Origin of the sequence: Acidovorax sp. LjRoot38, from assembly GCF_964252975.1 — a bacterium.
GTDB lineage: Bacteria > Pseudomonadota > Gammaproteobacteria > Burkholderiales > Burkholderiaceae_C > Acidovorax > Acidovorax facilis.
In genome coordinates this window covers 476,756-495,847 of record NZ_CAXUPT020000002.1, presented here as the reverse complement: position 1 = coordinate 495,847, position 19,092 = coordinate 476,756, and the positions used below count along the sequence as shown (strand labels likewise).

The 19,092-nt window shown below is 65.9% G+C and carries 15 protein-coding genes; 8 read left to right on the top strand and 7 right to left on the bottom strand.

Features of this window, described 5'->3' with window-relative positions:
- Positions 1-138: 138 nt before the first annotated feature.
- From urtE to urtA, 5 genes are all read right to left on the bottom strand, one after another.
- The gene (gene urtE / locus ACSQ22_RS04810; protein WP_057228091.1) at positions 139-828 is read right to left on the bottom strand and encodes an urea ABC transporter ATP-binding subunit UrtE; all 690 of its coding nucleotides are present in this window, start codon (positions 826-828) and stop codon (positions 139-141) included.
- A 28-nt stretch (positions 829-856) separates the two neighbouring features.
- Positions 857-1,600, bottom strand: coding sequence for an urea ABC transporter ATP-binding protein UrtD (urtD, locus tag ACSQ22_RS04805; protein ID WP_121507918.1), 744 nt, complete (start codon positions 1,598-1,600; stop codon positions 857-859).
- Positions 1,601-1,619: 19 nt separating this feature from the next.
- A complete protein-coding gene (gene urtC, locus ACSQ22_RS04800) occupies positions 1,620-2,831 on the bottom strand; it encodes an urea ABC transporter permease subunit UrtC (RefSeq protein WP_436129578.1) in 1,212 nt (403 codons plus the stop codon).
- 46 nt (positions 2,832-2,877) lie between these two features.
- Positions 2,878-3,792 carry an urea ABC transporter permease subunit UrtB gene (gene urtB, locus ACSQ22_RS04795; RefSeq protein WP_218301304.1) on the bottom strand — a complete coding sequence of 305 codons (915 nt, stop codon included), beginning with the start codon at positions 3,790-3,792 and terminating at the stop codon, positions 2,878-2,880.
- Positions 3,793-3,950: 158 nt separating this feature from the next.
- Complete coding sequence (urtA, locus tag ACSQ22_RS04790; RefSeq protein ID WP_121421885.1) at positions 3,951-5,216, bottom strand: urea ABC transporter substrate-binding protein; 1,266 nt, start codon at positions 5,214-5,216, stop codon at positions 3,951-3,953.
- Positions 5,217-5,449: 233 nt separating this feature from the next.
- Here urtA and ACSQ22_RS04785 point away from each other — a divergent pair, with 233 nt between their 5' ends.
- Positions 5,450-8,890: a hybrid sensor histidine kinase/response regulator gene (locus tag ACSQ22_RS04785; RefSeq protein ID WP_436129577.1), complete on the top strand. Its 3,441-nt coding sequence runs from the start codon at positions 5,450-5,452 to the stop codon at positions 8,888-8,890.
- Complete coding sequence (locus ACSQ22_RS04780; protein WP_436129576.1) at positions 8,887-9,798, top strand: response regulator; 912 nt, start codon at positions 8,887-8,889, stop codon at positions 9,796-9,798. The genes ACSQ22_RS04785 and ACSQ22_RS04780 overlap by 4 nt, the downstream gene beginning before the upstream one ends.
- A gap of 209 nt (positions 9,799-10,007) precedes the next feature.
- Here the strand turns inward: ACSQ22_RS04780 and ACSQ22_RS04775 are convergent, their stop codons facing one another.
- Complete coding sequence (locus ACSQ22_RS04775) at positions 10,008-10,469, bottom strand: PACE efflux transporter (protein WP_436129575.1); 462 nt, start codon at positions 10,467-10,469, stop codon at positions 10,008-10,010.
- A gap of 72 nt (positions 10,470-10,541) precedes the next feature.
- Here ACSQ22_RS04775 and ACSQ22_RS04770 point away from each other — a divergent pair, with 72 nt between their 5' ends.
- Together ACSQ22_RS04770 and ACSQ22_RS04765 are read left to right on the top strand one after the other, a co-directional pair.
- Entirely contained in the window at positions 10,542-11,477 is a 936-nt protein-coding gene (locus ACSQ22_RS04770) for a LysR family transcriptional regulator (RefSeq protein WP_121421883.1), read from the top strand.
- Between the two features lie 220 nt (positions 11,478-11,697).
- Positions 11,698-13,860: a TonB-dependent siderophore receptor gene (locus ACSQ22_RS04765; protein ID WP_436129574.1), complete on the top strand. Its 2,163-nt coding sequence runs from the start codon at positions 11,698-11,700 to the stop codon at positions 13,858-13,860.
- A gap of 49 nt (positions 13,861-13,909) precedes the next feature.
- Here ACSQ22_RS04765 and ACSQ22_RS04760 read toward each other — a convergent pair whose 3' ends face one another.
- On the bottom strand, positions 13,910-14,722 hold the full coding sequence (locus ACSQ22_RS04760) for an MBL fold metallo-hydrolase (RefSeq protein WP_436129573.1): 813 nt from the start codon (positions 14,720-14,722) through the stop codon (positions 13,910-13,912).
- Positions 14,723-14,836: 114 nt separating this feature from the next.
- Here ACSQ22_RS04760 and ACSQ22_RS04755 point away from each other — a divergent pair, with 114 nt between their 5' ends.
- From ACSQ22_RS04755 to ACSQ22_RS04740, 4 genes are all read left to right on the top strand, one after another.
- A complete protein-coding gene (locus tag ACSQ22_RS04755) occupies positions 14,837-15,826 on the top strand; it encodes a GlxA family transcriptional regulator (protein WP_436129572.1) in 990 nt (329 codons plus the stop codon).
- A gap of 126 nt (positions 15,827-15,952) precedes the next feature.
- A complete protein-coding gene (locus tag ACSQ22_RS04750; RefSeq protein ID WP_436129571.1) occupies positions 15,953-16,357 on the top strand; it encodes a GFA family protein in 405 nt (134 codons plus the stop codon).
- Between the two features lie 59 nt (positions 16,358-16,416).
- The gene (locus ACSQ22_RS04745) at positions 16,417-17,304 is read left to right on the top strand and encodes a PPK2 family polyphosphate kinase (RefSeq protein WP_436129570.1); all 888 of its coding nucleotides are present in this window, start codon (positions 16,417-16,419) and stop codon (positions 17,302-17,304) included.
- Positions 17,305-17,498: 194 nt separating this feature from the next.
- On the top strand, positions 17,499-18,806 hold the full coding sequence (locus tag ACSQ22_RS04740; RefSeq protein WP_055398770.1) for a Glu/Leu/Phe/Val family dehydrogenase: 1,308 nt from the start codon (positions 17,499-17,501) through the stop codon (positions 18,804-18,806).
- Positions 18,807-19,092 lie beyond the last annotated feature (286 nt).

Sequence of the window (19,092 nt, the reverse complement as noted above, 5' to 3'; positions counted from 1 at the left end):
CCTGTGAAACGGTCACGGCCAACGCCAGTGCCCCCGCGCAAGGGCCGCCCCGCCGCGCTGGGGGCGTCCCCCTCCCGCAGCGCGCAGCGATGCGAGAGAGGGGGAAGGCGCCGAAGGCGACTCAGGGGGTGTTTCATGTCATACCGACAGATAAGCTTTGATGCGCTGCTGGTCGGTGTCGGCGCGGGCGGTCTCGTGCACCAGGCGGCCGCCTTCGATAACGAACAGTCGGTCGGCCACGTCCATGGCGAACGAGAGCACCTGCTCGCTCACCACGATGGTGATCTGGCGCAGCTTGCGAATCTCGTTGAGCGCCTTGGCGATGTCCTTGATGATGGAAGGCTGGATGCCCTCGGTGGGCTCGTCGAGCAGCAGCACCTTGGGGTCTGTGACGAGCGCTCGCGCAATGGCCAGTTGCTGCTGCTGCCCGCCCGAGAGGTTGCCTCCCTTGCGCCGACGCATGTCCCACAGCACGGGAAACAGTGCGTAGATATCTTCGGGAATCTGTCGCGTCTTGGAGTTTTCCAGCCCGGTCTCGATGTTCTCTTCGACCGTGAGGGTCGGGAAGATCATGCGGCCTTGCGGCACATATGCGATGCCCTTGGCCACGCGGCGAAAGCTCTCGTCCTTCGTCACGTCCTGGCCTGCCACGGTGATCTGGCCGCTCTTGACGGGCATCACGCCCATGAGGCTTTTGAACAGCGTGGTTTTGCCCATGCCATTGCGGCCCATGATGGCCACGGTCTCGTTGGCACGGCCGTCAAACGAGATGCCGTGCAGCGCCTCGCTCTGGCCGTAGGCCACAAACAGATCTTTGACTTCCAGCATGCGATGCTCCTGTGAAGGAATGGGTTGCTCAGTGGCCCAGGTACACGTCGATGACCTTGGGGTCCGCCTGCACCTTCTCCATGGGGCCTTCGGCCAGGATCTTTCCCTGGTGCATCACCGTGACCTTGTGGGCAATGCGCTTGACGAACTCCATGTCGTGCTCGATCACGATCACCGCGCGGTTCTTGCAGATGCGCTGCAGCAGCTCGGCCGTCAGCTCACGCTCGCGCGCGCTCATGCCGGCAATCGGCTCGTCCAGCATCAGCAGCTCGGGCTCCTGCATCAGCAGCATGCCGATCTCCAGCCACTGTTTTTGCCCGTGGCTCAGCAAGCCAGCCTCGGTATCGAGCTTGTCGCCCAGGCCAATGTCTTCGGCCACCACCTGCACACGCGCCTTGACCTCATCGGTGCACTTGAACGCCAGCGCGCCCAGCACCGAGCGGCCTGCGGGGTAAGACACCTCCAGGTTCTGGAAGACCGACAGGTTCTCGTAGATGGACGGCGTCTGGAACTTGCGCCCGATGCCCAGCCGCACCCGCTTGTGCTCGGCCATGCGGGTGAGTTCTTCGTTCTTGAACTTGATGCTGCCGCCCGTGGCACGGGTCTTGCCGCAAATCAGATCCAGCAGCGTGGTCTTGCCCGCGCCGTTGGGGCCGATGATCACGCGCAGCTCGTTCTTGTCGATGTACAGCGTGAGGTCGTCGATGGCCTTGAAGCCGTCGAACGACACGGTCAGGTCTTCAATGGCCAGCGCGAAGTCGGTGTTGCTCATGAGGAGTGCTCCGGTGGTTTCAGACGCCCTGGCGGCTCACGCCATCAGGCAGCGTGGCGGCGGGTGCTGGCGACGCTGCCGCAGCGGTGCTTGCATCCATAGGCGGGCGCGCCGCGGATGGTCGGCCTTGCTCCGATGCCTGGCGCAGCGCTTCGCGGCGGCCCTTCCACCAGGGCACCACATGGCTCTCCCACAGGCCCGCCAGGCCCATGGGGAAAGCCATGGTCACGCCGATGAAAAGCCCGGCCATGAGGAACAGCCACAGCTCGGGAAAGCTCTCCGAGAAATACGTCTTGCCCGCGTTCACCAGCAAGGTGCCATACACGGCACCCACCAGGCTCATGCGCCCGCCCACGGCGGCGTAGATCACCATCTCGATGGACGGCACGATGCCTACGAAGCTGGGTGACATGAAGCCCACCTGCAGCGAGAACATGGCGCCCCCGATGCCCGACAGCGCTGCGGCCAGGCAGAAGGTGAACACCTTGAAATTGGCCACGTCGTAGCCCGAAAACCGCACGCGGTCTTCCTTGTCGCGCATGGCCAGCAGCAGCGTGCCCACCTTGCCGGTCTGTATCCAGCGGCACAGAATGATGGAGCCTATGAGCAGCGCCACGCACACGTAGTACAGGATGTATTTGGCGCTGTCGGTGCGCGTGTCCCAGCCCCACAGGGTCTTCAGATCCGTCATGCCGTTCACGCCACCGGTGTAGCCCTGCTGGCCGATGATGAGCACCGTCAGAATCAGCGCCACGGCCTGCGTGATGATGGCGAAATACACACCGCCCACGCGGCGCTTGAACATCGCAAAGCTGATGATCCAGGCCAGCAGCGTGGGCACGACGATGACCGCCGCCAGCGCAAACGGCAGGCTCTTGAACGGAATCCAGAAGCTGGGCAGCTCGGTGATCTGGTTCCAGTCCATGAAGTCGGGGATGCCGGGCGTGGACTGGATCTTGGTGCTGATGGGGTCAGACGCTTCGAGCTTGAGGAACATGGCCATGGCATAGCCCCCCAGGCCAAAGAACACGCCCTGCCCCAGGCTGAGCACGCCGCCGTAGCCCCACACCATCACGAGGCCGATAGCGACGAATGCATAGGTGAGGTACTTGCCCACCAGGTTCAGTCGAAAGATGTCGAGTGCCAGCGGCAGCACCACGGCCAGCAGCACGGTGAGCAGTACCAGGCTGGCGAGCTGGTAGCGCAGGATCCAGGCTTTGAGGGCGTTCATGCGGAGACTCCGGTGGGCTCGAAGGAAATGGACAGATGAGCGAATTTCATCGACGAACTTTTGACGCAAACAGGCCCTGCGGCCGCACCATCAGGATCAGCACGATCAGCGACAGCGTGATCATCTTGGCCATGGAGCCCGCCATGAAGAACTCGGTGATGGACTGCGTCTGCGCAATGCCGAAGGCCGACACCACGGTGCCCAGAAGGCTGGCCGCGCCGCCAAAGGTCACCACCAGGAAGGCGTCCACGATGTAGAGCGATCCCGATGTGGGGCCGGTGGAGCCGATGGTGGTAAACGCCGCGCCCGCCACGCCGGCAATGCCGCAGCCAATGGCAAAGGTCAGGCGGTCGGTCTTCTGGGTGTCGATGCCAATGGCGTTGGCCATGATGCGGTTGCTCACCGTTGCGCGCACCCGCAGGCCCCAGCGGCTTCTGTGCAGGGCCAGCAGCACGCCCCCCGTGACCACCGCCGTCAGCGCCAGCACAAACAGGCCATTGATCGGGATGTCCAACCCCTCAGCAGGAGCCCACGAGCCCAGTAGCCAGTCGGGCAAAGTGGGGCTGACCTCCTTGGGGCCGATGAAGGTGCGAAAGCATTGCTGCAGGGCCAGGCTGATGCCCCAGGTGGCCAGCAGGGTGTCCAGCGGGCGCTTGTACAGGTGGCGGATCAGCCCCCATTCCACCAGCCAGCCCGCTACAAACGCAAACCCAAACGCCGCCACGATGGCCAGCGGAAAGTAATACGGAATCATTTGCGGCGCATGGTTGGCCGCGAGGGTGGAGCCCAGGTAGATCGTGTAGGCGCCAATGGTCATGAACTCGCCATGGGCCATGTTGATCACGCCCATCTGCCCAAAGATGATGGCCAGGCCCAGCCCCATGAGCAGCAGCACGGCAAACAGACTCAGGCCCGCAAAGCCCTGCATCAGGCCGATGTTCATCATTTCGGAAAAGGTCATGTTGCAGCTCCTGCGTGGGCAGCGTTGGAAAACGAACAGCGGTGCCATGGGGCGGCCTCTTGCGAGGGACACCGAGGAAGGGCCGCCCCGCACCGAGGGTGTCGTCCCCCTCCCGCGCAGCGAGAGAGGGGGAAGGCGCGAAGCGCCTCAGGGGGTGTTTATTGATAACCTTTGGGAAATGGATCCGGCTTGATCAGCGCAGGCGACTCGGACACCACCTTGAACGAAGCATCCGGCATGCCCATGGCGATGCGCGACTTGCTCCACAGGTGGTGGTTGGCGTCCACCTTCACATAGCCCTCAGGCGCGGTGGTCAGCTCGATGCCGGGCGACGCGGCCACCACCTTGTCCACGTCAAAGCTCTTGGCTTTTTCGACCGCCGCCTTCCACAGCCAGGGGCCCAGGTAGCCCGCCTGCGTCACGTCGCCAATCACGGCGTCCTTGCCGTACTTGGCCTTGAAGGCCGCCACAAACTTCTTGTTGTTCTCGTTGTCGAGCGACTGGAAGTACTTCATCGACGAGTAGAAACCGTTGAAGTTCTCGCCGCCCACGCCGGTCATTTCGTCTTCGGTGACCGACAGCGTGACCAGCAGTTGCTTGTCGCCCGTGATGCCCGCGGCCTTGAGCGCCTTGTAGAACGCCACGTTGGAGCCGCCCACCACCGCCACAAACAGGCAGTCGGGCTTTTGCACCTTGATCTTGTTCATCAGCGAGCCGAAGTTGGTGCTGCCCAGCGGGTAGTACTCCTCGCCCACGACCTTGCCCTTCTGGAAGTTCTCGATGTGCTTGCGCGCAATCTTCATCGAGGTGCGGGGCCAGATGTAGTCGGAGCCGATGAGGAAGAAGGTCTTGGCCTTCTTCTCGGTCTTGGCCCATTCCAGGCTGTACAGAATCTGCTGGGTAGCTTCCTGGCCCGTGTAGATCACGTTCTTGGATTGCTCCAGGCCTTCGTAGAAGGTGGGGTAGTAGAGCAGGCCGTTTTCTTTCTCGAACACCGGCAGCACGGCCTTGCGCGAGGCGCTGGTCCAGCAGCCAAACACGGCGGCGCAGCGGTCGTTGATGAGCAGCTTCTTGGACTTCTCAGCAAACGTGGGCCAGTCGGAGGCGCCGTCTTCCTTGATGACCTTGATCTTGCGGCCCAGCACACCGCCCATGGCGTTGATCTGGTCAATGGCCAGCTGTTCGGCCTGGATGGAGCCGGTTTCGGAAATCGCCATGGTGCCCGTGGCCGAGTGCAATTGGCCCACGGTGACTTCGGTGTCGGTGATGGCCAGCTTGGTGGTGTTGACCTGCGCCGTGGGCTGGCCAAACGACCAGGCAGGCAGGCCCGCCACGGAAGCGGCGCCCAGCGCCTGCAGGATGCGACGGCGGCCGGGTTCGGCCTGGGCGGAGTCACTAAAGCGGGGGTCGGACGGGTGGCTCATGAAGACGCTCCTTGCAGGATCGGTGTGAATGAAGGGACGGGACCAAAGCGGGTTGTGTGCGCTGTGGAATGAAGGTTAGGGACAACCCTTGAATGCGCCCATACGTCAATTAACGTAGGGCTGCGTACGCCCCTCGGTGCACGCACTGCAAATAGACCTACGCACGGCAATGCGAGCACCTGCAACGCCCCAACGCGGTGCGCGCCTAGAACGCTTCTTGCTTTGTGCTGGGCATGGCCTCACCACAAGCACCCGATGCCCAGAGCGCACCACAAACGATTTTTCGTTTCCGGCGCGAGTACAACGCCTGGGTGGCCGACGAGACCATGGAGGACTACGCACTGCGCTACACGCCCAAGAGCTTTCGGCGCTGGAGCGAATTCCGCGTGGCCAACACGGCGTTCGGTTCGCTGTCATTCCTGGCACTGGAGGCCATTGGTGGCGCGATTGCGCTGAACTACGGCTTCAGCAACGCCATGTGGGCCATCCTCACCGTGGGCTTGCTGATCTTTCTGACCGGCCTGCCCATTGCCTACTACGCAGCGCGCTATGGGCTGGACATGGATTTGCTCACGCGCGGGGCGGGCTTTGGCTACCTGGGCTCCACCATCACCTCGCTGATCTATGCAGTGTTCACGTTCATCTTCTTTGCGCTGGAGGCGGCCATCATGGCGCTGGCGCTGCAGATGGTGGTGGACTGGCCGCTGGAGTGGTGCTACATCGCGTCGTCGCTGGTGATCCTGCCGCTGGCCATGCGTGGCATCACGCTGATCTCGCGCCTGCAGGCGTGGACGCAGCCGCTGTGGCTGTTCTTGCTGCTGCTGCCCTTTGTGTGGATTGCGCTGGCCCAGCCGCAGCTGTACCGCGACTTTGCGGGACTGTCGGGCCTCAAGAGCGGCAGCAGCCAGTTTGACCCGCTCATGTTTGGTGCAGCCGCGGCGGTGATCTTTTCACTGGTGGTGCAGATTGGCGAGCAAGTGGACTTTTTGCGCTTTCTGCCCGAGCGCACTGCCGCCAACCGCCTGCGCTGGTGGGGCGCGGTGCTGGTGGCGGGGCCGGGCTGGGTGGTGATGGGCATGCTCAAGATGGCGGGTGGGGCCTTTCTAGCGTTTGCCGCGCTGCAGTTCGAGGTGGGCGCCCAGCGCGCCGCCGAGCCCACGCAGATGTTCCTCGCAGGCTTTCACCAGGTCATGCAGGCGCTGGGCCTGCCGGGGCTGGCGGTGGCGGTGACGGTGGTGTTTGTGGTGGTCTCGCAGATCAAGATCAACCTCACCAATGCCTACGCGGGCTCGCTGGCGTGGTCCAATTTTTTTGCGCGCGTCACCCGCAGCCACCCCGGGCGTGTGGTGTGGCTGGTGTTCAACGTGTTGATCGCCACCTTGCTGATGACGCTCGGGGTGTTTGGCGCGCTGGAGAAAGTGCTGGCCGTGTACAGCAACGTGGCCATTGCCTGGGTGGGTGCGCTGGTGGCAGACCTGGTCATCAACAAGCCACTGGGCCTGTCGCCCAAAGGCATCGAGTTTCGGCGCGCGCACCTGTATGACTTCAACCCCGTGGGCCTGGGCGCCATGGTGCTGGCGGCCACGGTGGCCTGCTGTGCCTATGCAGGGCTGCTGGGCGAAGAGGCGGCCGCGTTTTCGCCCTTCATTGCGCTGGTGCTGTCGATGGCGCTGGCGCCGCTGCTGGCCTGGCTGACGCAGGGTCGCTACTACCTGGCGCGCGCTCCCGGCAACGAGTGGCGGCCCGGCGAGATCGTGCGCTGCGCCGTGTGCGAGAACCAGTTCGAGTCCGAAGACATGGCGCGCTGTCCGGCCTATGCCGCGCCCATCTGCTCGCTGTGCTGCTCGCTCGAATCGCGCTGCCACGACCGCTGCAAGACCGGATCGCGCGCGGCCGATCAGTTGCGCAGCGTGGTGGAAGCCTTGCTGCCGCAGCGCTGGGCCATCAAGGTGAACTTTCGCCTGGGGCAGTACCTGATGGTGATGGTGTCGCTGTGCGCGGTGATGGCGTTTCTGGTGGGCGTGGTGTATGTGCAGGAAAGCCTGCAGGCGCCGGTGCCCGGCCAAATGCTACAGATGCCGTTTCTCAAGGTGTTTGCGCTGCTGGCGCTGCTGGCCGCCGTGTGCGCGTGGTGGGTGGTGCTGAGCACCGACAGCCGGCGCATGGCGCAGGACGAGTCGGAACGGCAGACGCAGCTGCTGCTGCAGGAGATCGAAGCCCACAAGCGCACCGACGCCGAGCTGCAGGCGGCCAAGGACCAGGCCGAGTCCGCCAACCAGGCCAAGACGCGCTACGTGGCAGGCATGACGCACGAGCTGCGTTCGCCGCTCAACAGCATCCTGGGCTACACGCAGATCCTGCTCAAGAACCCGCACACCGAGGGCTGGATGCGCGAGACGTTATCCACCATGCAACACAGCGGCCAGCACATGCATGCGCTCATCGACGGCTCGCTGGAGCTGGCGCGCATCGAGGCGGGGCGCTTGCGGCTGGACATGGCCCCGCTGCCGCTGCCCGAGCTGATCGAGAACATCGAAGCCATGCTGCGCCCGCAGGCCGAGGCCAAGGGCCTGCACTTTGTGGTGGAGACGCTGGGCACCATGCCCGGGTGGATACGGGCCGACGCCAAGCGGTTGCGGCAGATTCTGATCAACCTGCTGTCTAACGCGGTGCGGTTTACCGAGCGCGGCGAGGTGCGGCTGCGCATGGACTTTCGCCAGCATGTCTCGCGCATCGAGGTGATCGACACCGGCATCGGCATCGAACCGCAAGACCTGGAGCGCATCTTTGTGCCGTTTGAGCGCGGCAGCGCCGGGCGCCGCGCCAGCGAGGCGGGCACGGGCCTGGGCCTGACCATCACGCACCTGCTTGCCGAACTGATGGGTGGCCAGCTCACGCTGACCAGCACCCCCGGCCAGGGCAGCACTTTTACCGTGCGGCTGTACCTGCCCAGCATTGCGGTAGACCCGGCCTGGACCACGCCCAGCCGCGCAACACTGCGCCCCGTGATCGGCTACCTGGCGCCCCGGCGCACGCTGCTGGTGGTGGACGACCAGCCCCTGCAGCGCCAGCTGCTGGCCGGCCTGCTGGTGCCCCTGGGTTTTGAGGTTCGCGAGGCCGCCAGCGGGCGCGAATGCATCGAGATCGTGCGCCAGACACCGCCCGACCTGGTGCTGCTCGATATCACCATGGACGACCTGGACGGCTGGCAGACCGCCGCCCTGCTGCGCGAGTTGCGGCCTGCGTCCGAGCTGCCCATCGTGTTCGTGTCGGCCAATCTGTTCGAGCACGAGGCCTCACGATTGGCGGCGCAGCAGTGCCAGGCTTTTGTCGGCAAGCCGGTGATCGAATCCGAACTGCTCCAGGCGCTGGAGCACGCGCTGCAGCTGGAATGGGTGCGCGACAACACGCCGCTTGCGCCCAGCCCCGAGCCCGCCGCGGGCCCCGCCAACCCGAACGACACCCCGGCCACGCTGCCCGACGAACTGCGCGAAGACCTGACCCGCCTGGCACGGTCTGGCCAGGCCGCCGCGCTGCGCGAGCGGCTGCGGCGCGCACGCGGCGACCTGCCCGGCCATGCCGCCACGCTGGCGCTGCTGCAGGCCAGTGCCGACCGCTTCGACTTTGAGACCCTGGCCCACCACCTGCGCGAGCCCGAAGAGGGAACCCTATGAACGACGAATCCCATCCAGGCCAGCAGGTCAGCCAGCGCGTGATCCTGGTGGTGGACGACGCACTCGACACCCTGCGCATGCTGTGCGACGCCCTGGCCGCCGAGGGCTACGCCGTGCTGGCCGCGCGCGACGCCGAAGAAGCCCTGCAGCGCTTTGACCTGACCGTGCCCGACGGCGTGCTGCTGGACGCCGTGATGCCCGGCATGGACGGCTTTGCGCTGTGCCGCCAGCTGAAAGCCACGCCGCCCTGGTCGCACGTGCCGGTGGTGTTCATGACGGGCTTGTCGGACACCGAGCAGATCCTGCGGGGCTTTGCCAGTGGCGGGGTGGACTATGTGGTCAAGCCCCTGCGCATCCCCGAGGTGCTGGCCCGGCTCGCCACCCATGTGCGCAACGCCCAGGCCACGCGGCTGGCGCGCGAGGCGGTCGACGTGGCTGGGCTGGGCGTGGTGGTGCTGGACGGCCAGGGCCGCGTGGCCTGGCGCTCCCCGCAGGCATTGCGCTGGCTGGAAGCCGCCTTTGCCGCCGACCCCGCCCCCGCAGATGCCGCCGCTGCCTGGCTGGTGCGCGCGCAAGCCACCGGCGACCAGACCCTGGCGCTGGCCGGCGGCCGCCAGTTGCTGGCCCGCCACCTGGGCGCAAGCGGCCTGGCGGAGTCGATGCTGCTGCTCAGCCGCACCACGCCCGAGGCCACCGCCCCGCGCCACCTGCAGCAGGTGGCCCTGACGCCGCGCGAGACCGAGGTGCTGTCCTGGCTGAGCAAGGGCAAGACCAACCGCGACATCGCCGACATCCTGGGCATGAGCCCGCGCACGGTGAACAAACACCTGGAGCACATTTTTGAAAAGCTGGGGGTGGAGACACGCACAGCCGCTGCGGCCATTGCGGGGCAGCTACTGCAGGCCTGAGTTCGGATTTTCCGGATGGGCCACACCTGCCCCGTCCCTGCGAGCTGAGCCTGCCAAAGCCAGGGCCCTTCGACGGGCTCAGGGCGAACGATTCGTCCGATATTCCTGAGCCAGCGCCACATCAGGTGGTTTATGGGTCAAATTGGCATCTAGCGCTTGTTTGACGGGAATGTATAGCTATCAACTAAATAGCAAAACATCTTGCAACCTCAAACAGATACTGGCTCCATGGCCGACGCCGGCAGGCCGAACAGGTGGTCGAACACCCAGTTGAAAACAAAGGTGTAGCAAAGGAAGAACACGATCAGCCCCAGGTCCATCACAAACGCGTGCCACAGGGTGATGTCGAACCACCAGGCAAACAGCGGCACGAGGGTGAAGACCAGCCCGCCTTCAAAACCGATGGCATGCGCCACGCGCCGCGCAACGCTGCGACCGCGCACGGGCTGGCGAGCTTCCCAGCGCTCAAACGCCCAGTTGAAGACGATATTCCAGACGATGGCAATCACCGAGGCTGCCACGGCCACCACGCTCGAATGGCCCGCACCCTGGCCCGAGAGCAAGGCCAGCCCGGCCGTGGCCGCCGCGATGGCGATCAGCTCGTACAGGCTCACATAGATCAGTCGACGCTTGAGGCCCTTCAGGCCGAAAAGGGTGGGTTGCTTGTCCATGGCGGTGACTTTATGTGCCTGCAGCTGATATATAAAGTCAGCTTGTTTCAGTTTATTTGATAGATCACACTCATGGCCTTCTCTTCAGACAGCGTGCAGGTGTTCCTGGCAGCGCTGGACCACGGCTCTTTTTCGGCGGCGGCGCGGGCGCTGTCGCGGGTGCCGTCGGCCGTGAGCATGACCATTGCCCACCTGGAAGCCGAGCTGGATGTGCAGCTGTTCGACCGCAGCGGCCGCGAGCCCCGGCCCACCGCCGCCGCACGCGCGCTGGAACCGCAGGCCCGGCTGCTCGCCGGGCAGCTGCAGCAGCTCAACGCCCAGGCGCTGGCGCTGACGCAGGGGCTGGAAGAGCGGCTGACGCTGGCCATCGCGCCCGAGCTGCTGGCCGCCCGATGGACGGGCCCGCTGGCCACGCTGGCATCGGAGTACCCGCTGCTGCAGGTGGAGGTGCTGACCGCCCCACAGGTGGATGCGCTGGCCCTGCTGCACAGCGGCCGCGCACAGCTGGCGCTGGTGTTCGAGCGGCCCAGCATCGACGGGCGCGAGGGTTTTCAGGAGGTGGGCACCGAAACCCTGGTGGCGGTGATGGCGCCGGACCATGCGGTATTGCAGGGCGCGCGCGCCTCGGCCCTGGCCCGGGGCGAGCCGCCCGAGCGCGCCATGCTGCGCGAAGAACACCTGACCACCACGCGCCAGATCGTGGTGGCCAGCCGTGACCTGGGGCAAACCGACCCCCGTTTTGTATTTGCCCGCCACCACTGGCGCACCGACAACCACTTGGCCGCGCTGGGCATGATCGAAGCAGGCCTGGGCTGGGGCTGGCAGCCCCGGGCGTTGGTGCAGCCGCGCATCGAGGCCGGGCGGCTGGTGGAGATGCCGTTTGAGAACCTGAGCAACGGCACCGCCCTGTGGGTGGATGTGGTGTGGTCGAAGGAGCGGCCGTTGGGCCTGGGCGCGGCGCGGTTTGTGGCGCTGATGGCCACGGCGGCCAAGGCAGCACCCCGCTGAGCGCTCCTGCAAGGCAGGCGCTGCCCGCCCCCATGCGCACCCAGAAGGCAAGGGAGCGTTGCCGCAAAAGCAAATGCGAATTGTTTGCATTTGCATGGATAATGGCGGCCTTTCATTTGCACCCCGCCCGTGCCCCGTTCAACGCGACCTCTCTCCCGTGCGGCGGTTTGCACGGCGCGCGGGAGCTAGCCCCGCCGTTTTCTCTCTACCGATCTGCACCATGCATCCCTCGATTCCCCGGCCCGCCCGGCCGACTGCTACGGCCCGCGCCACCCTGGCGCTGTGCGCCTTTACCGCCAGCGCCGCCATGGCCCAGACGGCACCCCCTGTTTCATCGGCTCTACCGACCGACGCCGTCCCCACCAGCCCCGCCCTGTCGGAAGTGCAGGTGCGTGACAGCAGCGCCACCACCGGCTACCAGGGCGTGCAGCGCAACACCGCAGCCACACGCACCGACACGCCGCTGATCGAAACCCCGCAGTCCGTGCGCGTGGTGCCCCAGCAGCTGATGGAAGACCTGGGCGCCACGCGCTTGGCCGACACCGTGGACTATGTGAGCGGCATCACCCGCCTGAACGACTTTGGCGGCACCTGGGACAACTATGCGATCCGTGGCTTCAGCAACACAGACGGCGGCCAGCTGCTCAACGGCTTTGCCTCCAACCGGGGCTATGGCCCACAGCGCGACGTGAGCTCGGTCGAGCGCATTGAATTTCTCAAAGGCCCGGCGGCCGCGTTGTATGGCAGCAGCGAGCCGGGCGGCACGCTCAACATCGTCACCAAAAAGCCGCAGTTCACTCCCGCGCACAAGGCGGGTGTGCAGGTGGGCGGGCATGGCTACCGCCGTGCCACGCTCGACACCACCGGCCCGCTGGGCACGGACGTTGCCTACCGCCTGAACGTGGCGGCCGAGGACGGCGCGAGCCGTACCGCGCTGGTGGACAACCGCAAGATGGTGGTGGCCCCGTCCCTCACCTGGAACCTGGGCGCCAACACGGTGCTGAACTACGAGGCGGAGTTCATCCGCATCCGCACCCCGCTGGACCGGGGCATCGTGCAGGTGCGAGGCGACGTGGGCGCGCTGCCGTCCGACCGCTACCTGGGCGACCCCAGCCGCGAGAACCTGCATGTCAACGGCGACACACACCAGGTGACGCTGGACCACGACCTGGGCCAGGGCTGGCGAACCCGCGTGGGTGCGTCGTACCGCGAGACGGACCTGTATGGCGCCGCCGTGGACCTGACCGGCACCCTGGCCGCCGACGGCCGCACCCTGACGCGCCGCGACAGCTGGCGCAGCCTGCCAGCGCGCGATGCATCGCTGCAGGGCGAAGTCGAAGGCAAGCTGCAAGCGGGCGGCTTCAGCCACACCATGCTGGCTGGTGTGGAGACCTGGCGGCTCACTGCGGCGCAGGACATCCGCTACTCCAGCCTGGCCAGCCAGCCGTTTGCCATCGACATCTACAACCCGGTCTACAACCAGCCCGTGGGCAACCTCACGCCGGGTTTTGACTTGGTGGACCGCACCCGCGCCACGGGCGTATTTGTGCAGGACCAGATCGATCTGAGCGCAAAGTGGAAGCTGCTGGCCGGCGTGCGCTTTGACCGCTTTCACCAGGACAGCGAAAACCGCCTGGCCGCCACCCGCCAGGAGCAGGCGCATTCGGCCACCACGCCGCGCATCGGGCTGACCTACCTGATCAACCCCAACACCTCGGTCTATGCCTCGGCCGGACGCTCGTTCCGCCCCAACGCAGGCACGGATGAAAGCGGCAAGGCGTTCGACCCGCAAAAGGGCCAAGCCCTGGAACTGGGCGCCAAGTGGCAGTCGGCCGACCAGCGGCTGAATGCGAGCGTCGCGCTATTCGACATCCGCAAGACCAACGTGCTCACGCGCAGCCCCACCAACGCCAACTTCAGCATTGCGGCGGGCGAGGTGCAAAGCCGTGGCCTGGAGCTGGATGTGGCCGGGCAGATCGACACCCACTGGCGCATGACCGCCAACATGGCCTACACCGACACCGAGGTGACCCGCGACAACAACCCCGCACTGCTGGGCAAGCGCCTGCTGAACGTGCCGCGCGTGAGCGCCGGGCTGTTTGCCATCCGCGAAGACCAGGCGCCCTGGGGCGGCCGCTACGGCATCGGCGGCGGCCTGGTGCATGTGGGCGAGCGCACGGGCACCGCCACCGACACCTACCGCCTGCCCGCCTACACCACGGCGCGCATCACAGGCTACTGGCAGATCGACAAGCGCATGCGCCTGACGCTGGACGTCCACAACCTGTTCGACAAGGCGTACTACACGGCCTCGTGGGGCGCACTCACCGTGATCCCGGGCCTGGGGCGCCAGGTGGTGGCGGGGGTGCAGGTGGTATTTTGAGCCAAATAGGACTCTAGCGCTTATTTATCAAGCGCTAATAGCTATACATTTAATAGCAATCAACTGCTGCACGACAAGGAAAACTTCTGCTGTCACCATCCTCCGGCACCCAGAGGCGGTCTGCCCAGCCACCGTCTACCGCCAATTGGCGCACCGCTGCGCGCGTGGTGGGGCAATGGTCCAGCGCCTGCAGGTGGTTCACCACCAGCGTGCCGTGGGCCAGCTGCGCGGCTTCGGCCATGTCGGCGGCGTCCATGAGGATTTCTGCCCCCACATCGAACCGGGCCCCGCCCGCAGGCAACACCGACACCTCGGGCTGAAGGCGCGCCAGGCAGTCGCGCACCGTGGACGTGAGCATGGTATCGCCCGCCAGGTAGACGCTGGGCTCGCCCGGCAGCTCCAGCAGGTAGCCGTGGCCGTGCTCCATGAAGCGGCCTACCCAGCCGGTACCGTGCACACACGGAATCGGCGTGACATGGCCGCCCAGCGCCCACGGCTGGCGCGCTGGCCCCGCCAGCGGCCACACCAGCAGGCCGCGCTGCGCCAGGTAGTCAGCATCGCGTGGCATGCAGATCACCGGAATCTGCCGCTCGCGCAGAAAGCGCTTGCCAGCTCGGTCCAGGTGGTCGAAATGGCCGCGTTGGCAGTGCGTGATGAGGGCGTGGGTCACACGCTCCAGCAGCGCATCGGTGCCCCCGGGCATCTCCACAATGGGATTGCGCTGGCGCCCCCTGCCCAGATAGCGCAGCGCGGGCAGGCTGCCCCGGGGGGCGAGCATGGGGTCCACCAGCAGGCCCACGGGGCGTCCCTGGGATTGGAATTCAAGAAGCACGGTGGCGTTGCGCAATTGGGTGATCTGCATGGTGTGGGCTCCGAAGCCAGTGGGTATGCAGTGGATTGTTGGGAATCGAACGCCCGGCGAGAATGGCCTGGTTTGACAATTTCTTTCCATTTCTAGCCAAACCACCCCGCCACCATGCGCCGCACCACCGCACCACCTGCACCACCTTTGCGCCTGGCACTGTTGCTGTACCCCGGTTGCATGCCCGCAGGCCTCTTTGCCACCGCCGACCTGGCCCGCGCCGCCAACCTGCGCGCGCAGCGCCCGGTGATCACCACCTGCTGGGCCGGCGCGGACCTGCAGCCTGTGCCCACCTGGCAAGGCCCCGCCCTCACGCCCAGCATCAGCCTGGCGCAGGCCGAGGTGGACGCGGTGCTGGTGCCAGGCCTGTGGCTGTCTTCGCCCGACGGACTGCAGGCGGCGCAGCAGCAACAGCACATCGCACCCGCCATCGCGGCACTGCGCGCCCTGCCCCGCCGCACCCAGGTGTGGAGCTATTGCGCGGGCGTAGCGCTGGCCGCGGTCAGCGGCCGGATGCGCGGGCGTGGCGCCACGGCCACCTGGTGGCTGAGGGCCCCGCTGCAACAGCAGTTTGGCGCGGTGCACTGGCGTTTTGACGAACCTTTGGTGGAAGACGGCCCCATCACCACCGCGGCAGGCGCCAACGGCTACCTGCCGCTGATGCTGCACGCACTGGCAACGCGGCTGGACGCTGAAGCCCTGGCAGATCTGCAGTCGCTGCTGATGCTGCCCCGCCCGCGCACCACCCACCCGGCGTTTGCGGGGCACGACCTCATGGCAGTGGCCGACGCCGAACTGCGGCGCGCGATGCTCTGGGTGCAGCGTTGCCCCGCCACCGCACTGCGCCTGCCCGCACTGGCCGAGGCGCTGAGCCTGTCGCCCCGCACGCTGGCGCGGCGGGTGCAGGCGCACACGGGGCTCTCTGCCGCGCACTGGATGCGGCGCATCAAGCTGCGGCAGGTGAGCGAGGCCCTGTGCGACACACCCCTGCCGCTCAAGCGCATTGCCGAGGACCTGGGGTTTGCCAGCGAGGCGGGCCTGCACCGCGCTTTTCAGCAGGCCACGGGGCAGACGCCGCTGGCCTACCGCATGGCGCACGGGTGAAGGCGCAGGGGGGGGCAGCCAGCGCACGGGATCGTTCACAAGGAGGATGCCGCCGAGCGCAAAGTTTGCGATCATGCACCCGCTCCCTCTGCATCAACCCTCAGCACCACGACAGGACGAACACCCATGCCTGCTTCCACCTACACCGCTACCTGCCACTGCGGCGCCGTCGAAGTCGAGGCCGCGCTGGACCTGGCCCAGCCCACCTACCGCTGCAACTGCAGCATCTGCCGCCGCACGCGCTTCTGGCCTGCCGTGGCACTGCCCGGGGGCTTTCGCATCACCCGGGGCCAAGGCGACCTCACGCGATACACCTTCGGCACCCACAAGAACCACCACTACTTCTGCCGCCACTGCGGCGTGCGCGTGTTCGGCCACGGCACCGACACACCGATGGGCGAAATGCACGGCGTGAACGTGGGATGTATCAATGGCCTGACCGACGAAGACCTTGCGCGCCTGGCCATCGTGCGGGTGGACGGGCTGCACGACCAGTGGCAGCAGGCACCTGCGCACAGCGGGTATCTTTGAGGGCCCCGCAGTGTTCCAATAGCGCCACTGCCACTGCCGCTGCCCTGCCTGGAGTCTCCATGCCTTTTCCGCTTGATCCGAGCAAGTCCTCTTTGATGCAGCGCCTGCTGCCCTGGCAGCCTGCTACTGCAGAGCCTGCGACCGAAGAACGGCGCCGCGAGCCCCCACGGCACACCGTGTCACTGGAAGACTTCGATCCCGGCGCCAAACCCTTCTCGCTGGGTGACAAGGCCCAGGACAAGGCAGCCGTCGAAGACCTAGCGGTGGAACTGGACGGGCTGCAGAACCTGTTCTACGCCGACAAGCGCTACAAGCTTCTCGTGGTGCTGCAAGGTACCGACACCTCAGGCAAGGACGGCACCATCCGTGGCGTGTTTGGCCGCATGAGCGCCCTGGGCGTACACGCTGTGGGCTGGAAGGCCCCCACCGAAACCGAGCGCGCACACGACTACCTCTGGCGAATCCACCAGCAGGTACCGCAGGCGGGCGACATCACCGTGTTCAACCGCAGCCACTACGAGGACGTGCTGGTGCCCGTGGTCAACGGCTGGATCACGCCTGAGCAGCACCAGCAGCGTCTGGCGCACATCAACGACTTTGAACGCATGCTCAGCGAGACGGGCACCATCGTGCTCAAGTTTCTGCTGCACATCGGGTTTGATGAGCAGCGCGAGCGGCTGCAAGAGCGCCTGGATGACCCGGCCAAACACTGGAAGTTCAGCATGGGCGACATTGAAGTGCGCAAGCAGTGGGCGCAGTACCAAGATGCCTATGGCACCCTGCTCGCTGCCACCCACACGCCCTGGGCGCCCTGGACCATCGTGCCCGCCAACTCCAAGACGCACCGCAACCTGATGATCGCCACGGTGCTGCGCGAGGTGCTGCAGAAGCTGGACCTGCGCTACCCAGCTGGCGACCCCGCGCTGGCCGGCTTCACGGTGAAATGACCGCTCGTGCGGCAGTGCAGCACGCTGCCTTCTCGGCGTTTTCACTGGCCACATTTTTGTTGCAGTGCCGCATTGGGCGGTGTTTTCCCGTGGTTATGCATTAATTGCATAACACCAAAACACTACGGCCTTAGACAGCGTGCAGCGGCAGGCATAAGCTTCGCAGCCTGAACTGATCCCACAAGGAATTCACCATGTCGCAACCCGTCGGCGCCCCTGCCGCACAATCCCACCCCCTGCCCTCGTACCTGCAGGCCGACCACCTCGGCCCCTGGGGCAACTACCTGCAGCAGGTAGACCGCGTCACCCCCTACCTGGGCAGCCTGGCGCGTTGGGTGGAAACCCTCAAGCGTCCCAAGCGCATCCTGATCGTGGACGTGCCGATCGAGCTGGACAACGGCACCATCGCCCACTACGAAGGCTACCGCGTGCAGCACAACCTGAGCCGGGGCCCCGGCAAGGGCGGCGTGCGTTTTCACCAGGACGTGACGCTGTCGGAAGTGATGGCCCTGTCGGCCTGGATGTCGGTGAAGAACGCTGCGGTGAACGTGCCCTACGGCGGCGCCAAGGGCGGTATCCGCGTGGACCCCAAGAAGCTCTCGATGGGTGAGCTGGAGCGCCTGACGCGCCGCTACACCAGCGAGATCGGCCTGCTGATCGGCCCGTCCAAAGACATCCCCGCACCCGACGTGAACACCAACGGCCAGATCATGGCCTGGATGATGGACACGTATTCGATGAACACCGGCGCCACCGCCACCGGCGTGGTCACCGGCAAGCCCGTGGACCTGGGCGGCTCGCTGGGCCGCGTCGAGGCCACCGGCCGCGGCGTGTACACCGTGGGCGTGGAAGCCGCCAAGCTGACCGGCCTGGCGCTGGAAGGTGCCCGCATCGCAGTTCAAGGCTTTGGCAACGTGGGCGGCATTGCGGCCAAACTCTTCGCCGAAGCAGGCGCCAAGGTGGTGGCTGTGCAAGATCACACCGGCACCATCTTCAACAGCAAGGGCCTCGATGTGCCCGCGCTGCTGGCGCATGTGAAGACCCGTGGCGGCGTGGGCGGCTTTGCGGGTGCCGATGTGATGAAGGCCGAGGAGTTCTGGGGCGTGGATTGCGAGATCCTGATCCCTGCCGCGCTGGAAGGCCAGATCACCAAGGACAACGCAGGCCAGATCAAGGCCAAGCTCGTGATTGAAGGCGCCAACGGCCCCACGACCACCGAGGCCGATGACATCCTGCACGACAAGGGCGTGCTGGTGCTGCCCGACGTGATCGCCAACGCGGGCGGTGTGACGGTGAGCTATTTTGAATGGGTGCAGGATTTTTCCAGCTTCTTCTGGAGCGAAGACGAGATCAACGCCCGCCTGGTGCGCATCATGCAGGAGGCCTTTGCGGGCATCTGGCAAGTGGCGCAAGAGCACAAGGTGAGCCTGCGCACCGCCACCTTCATCGTGGCCTGCCAGCGCATTCTCCATGCGCGCGAAATGCGCGGACTGTATCCGTAAGCCCCCCTGAGCGGCTGCGCCGCTTCCCCCGAGGGGGACGCACCCGGTGGCCTGGCGGAGCCAGTTCCACGGGTGCACTGGTGTGAGGGCTGCGCGCCCCGCAAAGGCCACGCCCATCCAGGCGGCGAGTCCCTTTCAAAACCGCCAGCACCGCGATCCGGTCCTGGCGGTTTTTGCTTTTCTCCGTGTTGGCACACATGCGCTGTGGCGCTGTGGCGCCGCAGCGACGGTGCCGGGATGCCGTGTGCCGTTAGCTGGTCCAAACCGACCGCACAGCCGCGCCAGC

Bases quoted from the DNA above. Each gene is read 5' to 3' on its own strand.
- urtD (WP_121507918.1), bottom strand. From the start codon at position 1,600: ATGAGCAACACCGACTTCGCGCTGGCCATTGAAGACCTGACCGTGTCG.
- ACSQ22_RS04745 (WP_436129570.1), top strand. From the start codon at position 16,417: ATGCCTTTTCCGCTTGATCCGAGCAAGTCCTCTTTGATGCAGCGCCTG.
- ACSQ22_RS04765 (WP_436129574.1), top strand. From the start codon at position 11,698: ATGCATCCCTCGATTCCCCGGCCCGCCCGGCCGACTGCTACGGCCCGC.
- urtA (WP_121421885.1), bottom strand. From the start codon at position 5,216: ATGAGCCACCCGTCCGACCCCCGCTTTAGTGACTCCGCCCAGGCCGAA.
- ACSQ22_RS04785 (WP_436129577.1), top strand. From the start codon at position 5,450: ATGGCCTCACCACAAGCACCCGATGCCCAGAGCGCACCACAAACGATT.
- urtB (WP_218301304.1), bottom strand. From the start codon at position 3,792: ATGACCTTTTCCGAAATGATGAACATCGGCCTGATGCAGGGCTTTGCG.
- ACSQ22_RS04760 (WP_436129573.1), bottom strand. From the start codon at position 14,722: ATGCAGATCACCCAATTGCGCAACGCCACCGTGCTTCTTGAATTCCAA.
- ACSQ22_RS04740 (WP_055398770.1), top strand. From the start codon at position 17,499: ATGTCGCAACCCGTCGGCGCCCCTGCCGCACAATCCCACCCCCTGCCC.
- urtC (WP_436129578.1), bottom strand. From the start codon at position 2,831: ATGAACGCCCTCAAAGCCTGGATCCTGCGCTACCAGCTCGCCAGCCTG.
- ACSQ22_RS04775 (WP_436129575.1), bottom strand. From the start codon at position 10,469: ATGGACAAGCAACCCACCCTTTTCGGCCTGAAGGGCCTCAAGCGTCGA.
- urtE (WP_057228091.1), bottom strand. From the start codon at position 828: ATGCTGGAAGTCAAAGATCTGTTTGTGGCCTACGGCCAGAGCGAGGCG.
- ACSQ22_RS04750 (WP_436129571.1), top strand. From the start codon at position 15,953: ATGCCTGCTTCCACCTACACCGCTACCTGCCACTGCGGCGCCGTCGAA.
- ACSQ22_RS04780 (WP_436129576.1), top strand. From the start codon at position 8,887: ATGAACGACGAATCCCATCCAGGCCAGCAGGTCAGCCAGCGCGTGATC.
- ACSQ22_RS04755 (WP_436129572.1), top strand. From the start codon at position 14,837: ATGCGCCGCACCACCGCACCACCTGCACCACCTTTGCGCCTGGCACTG.
- ACSQ22_RS04770 (WP_121421883.1), top strand. From the start codon at position 10,542: ATGGCCTTCTCTTCAGACAGCGTGCAGGTGTTCCTGGCAGCGCTGGAC.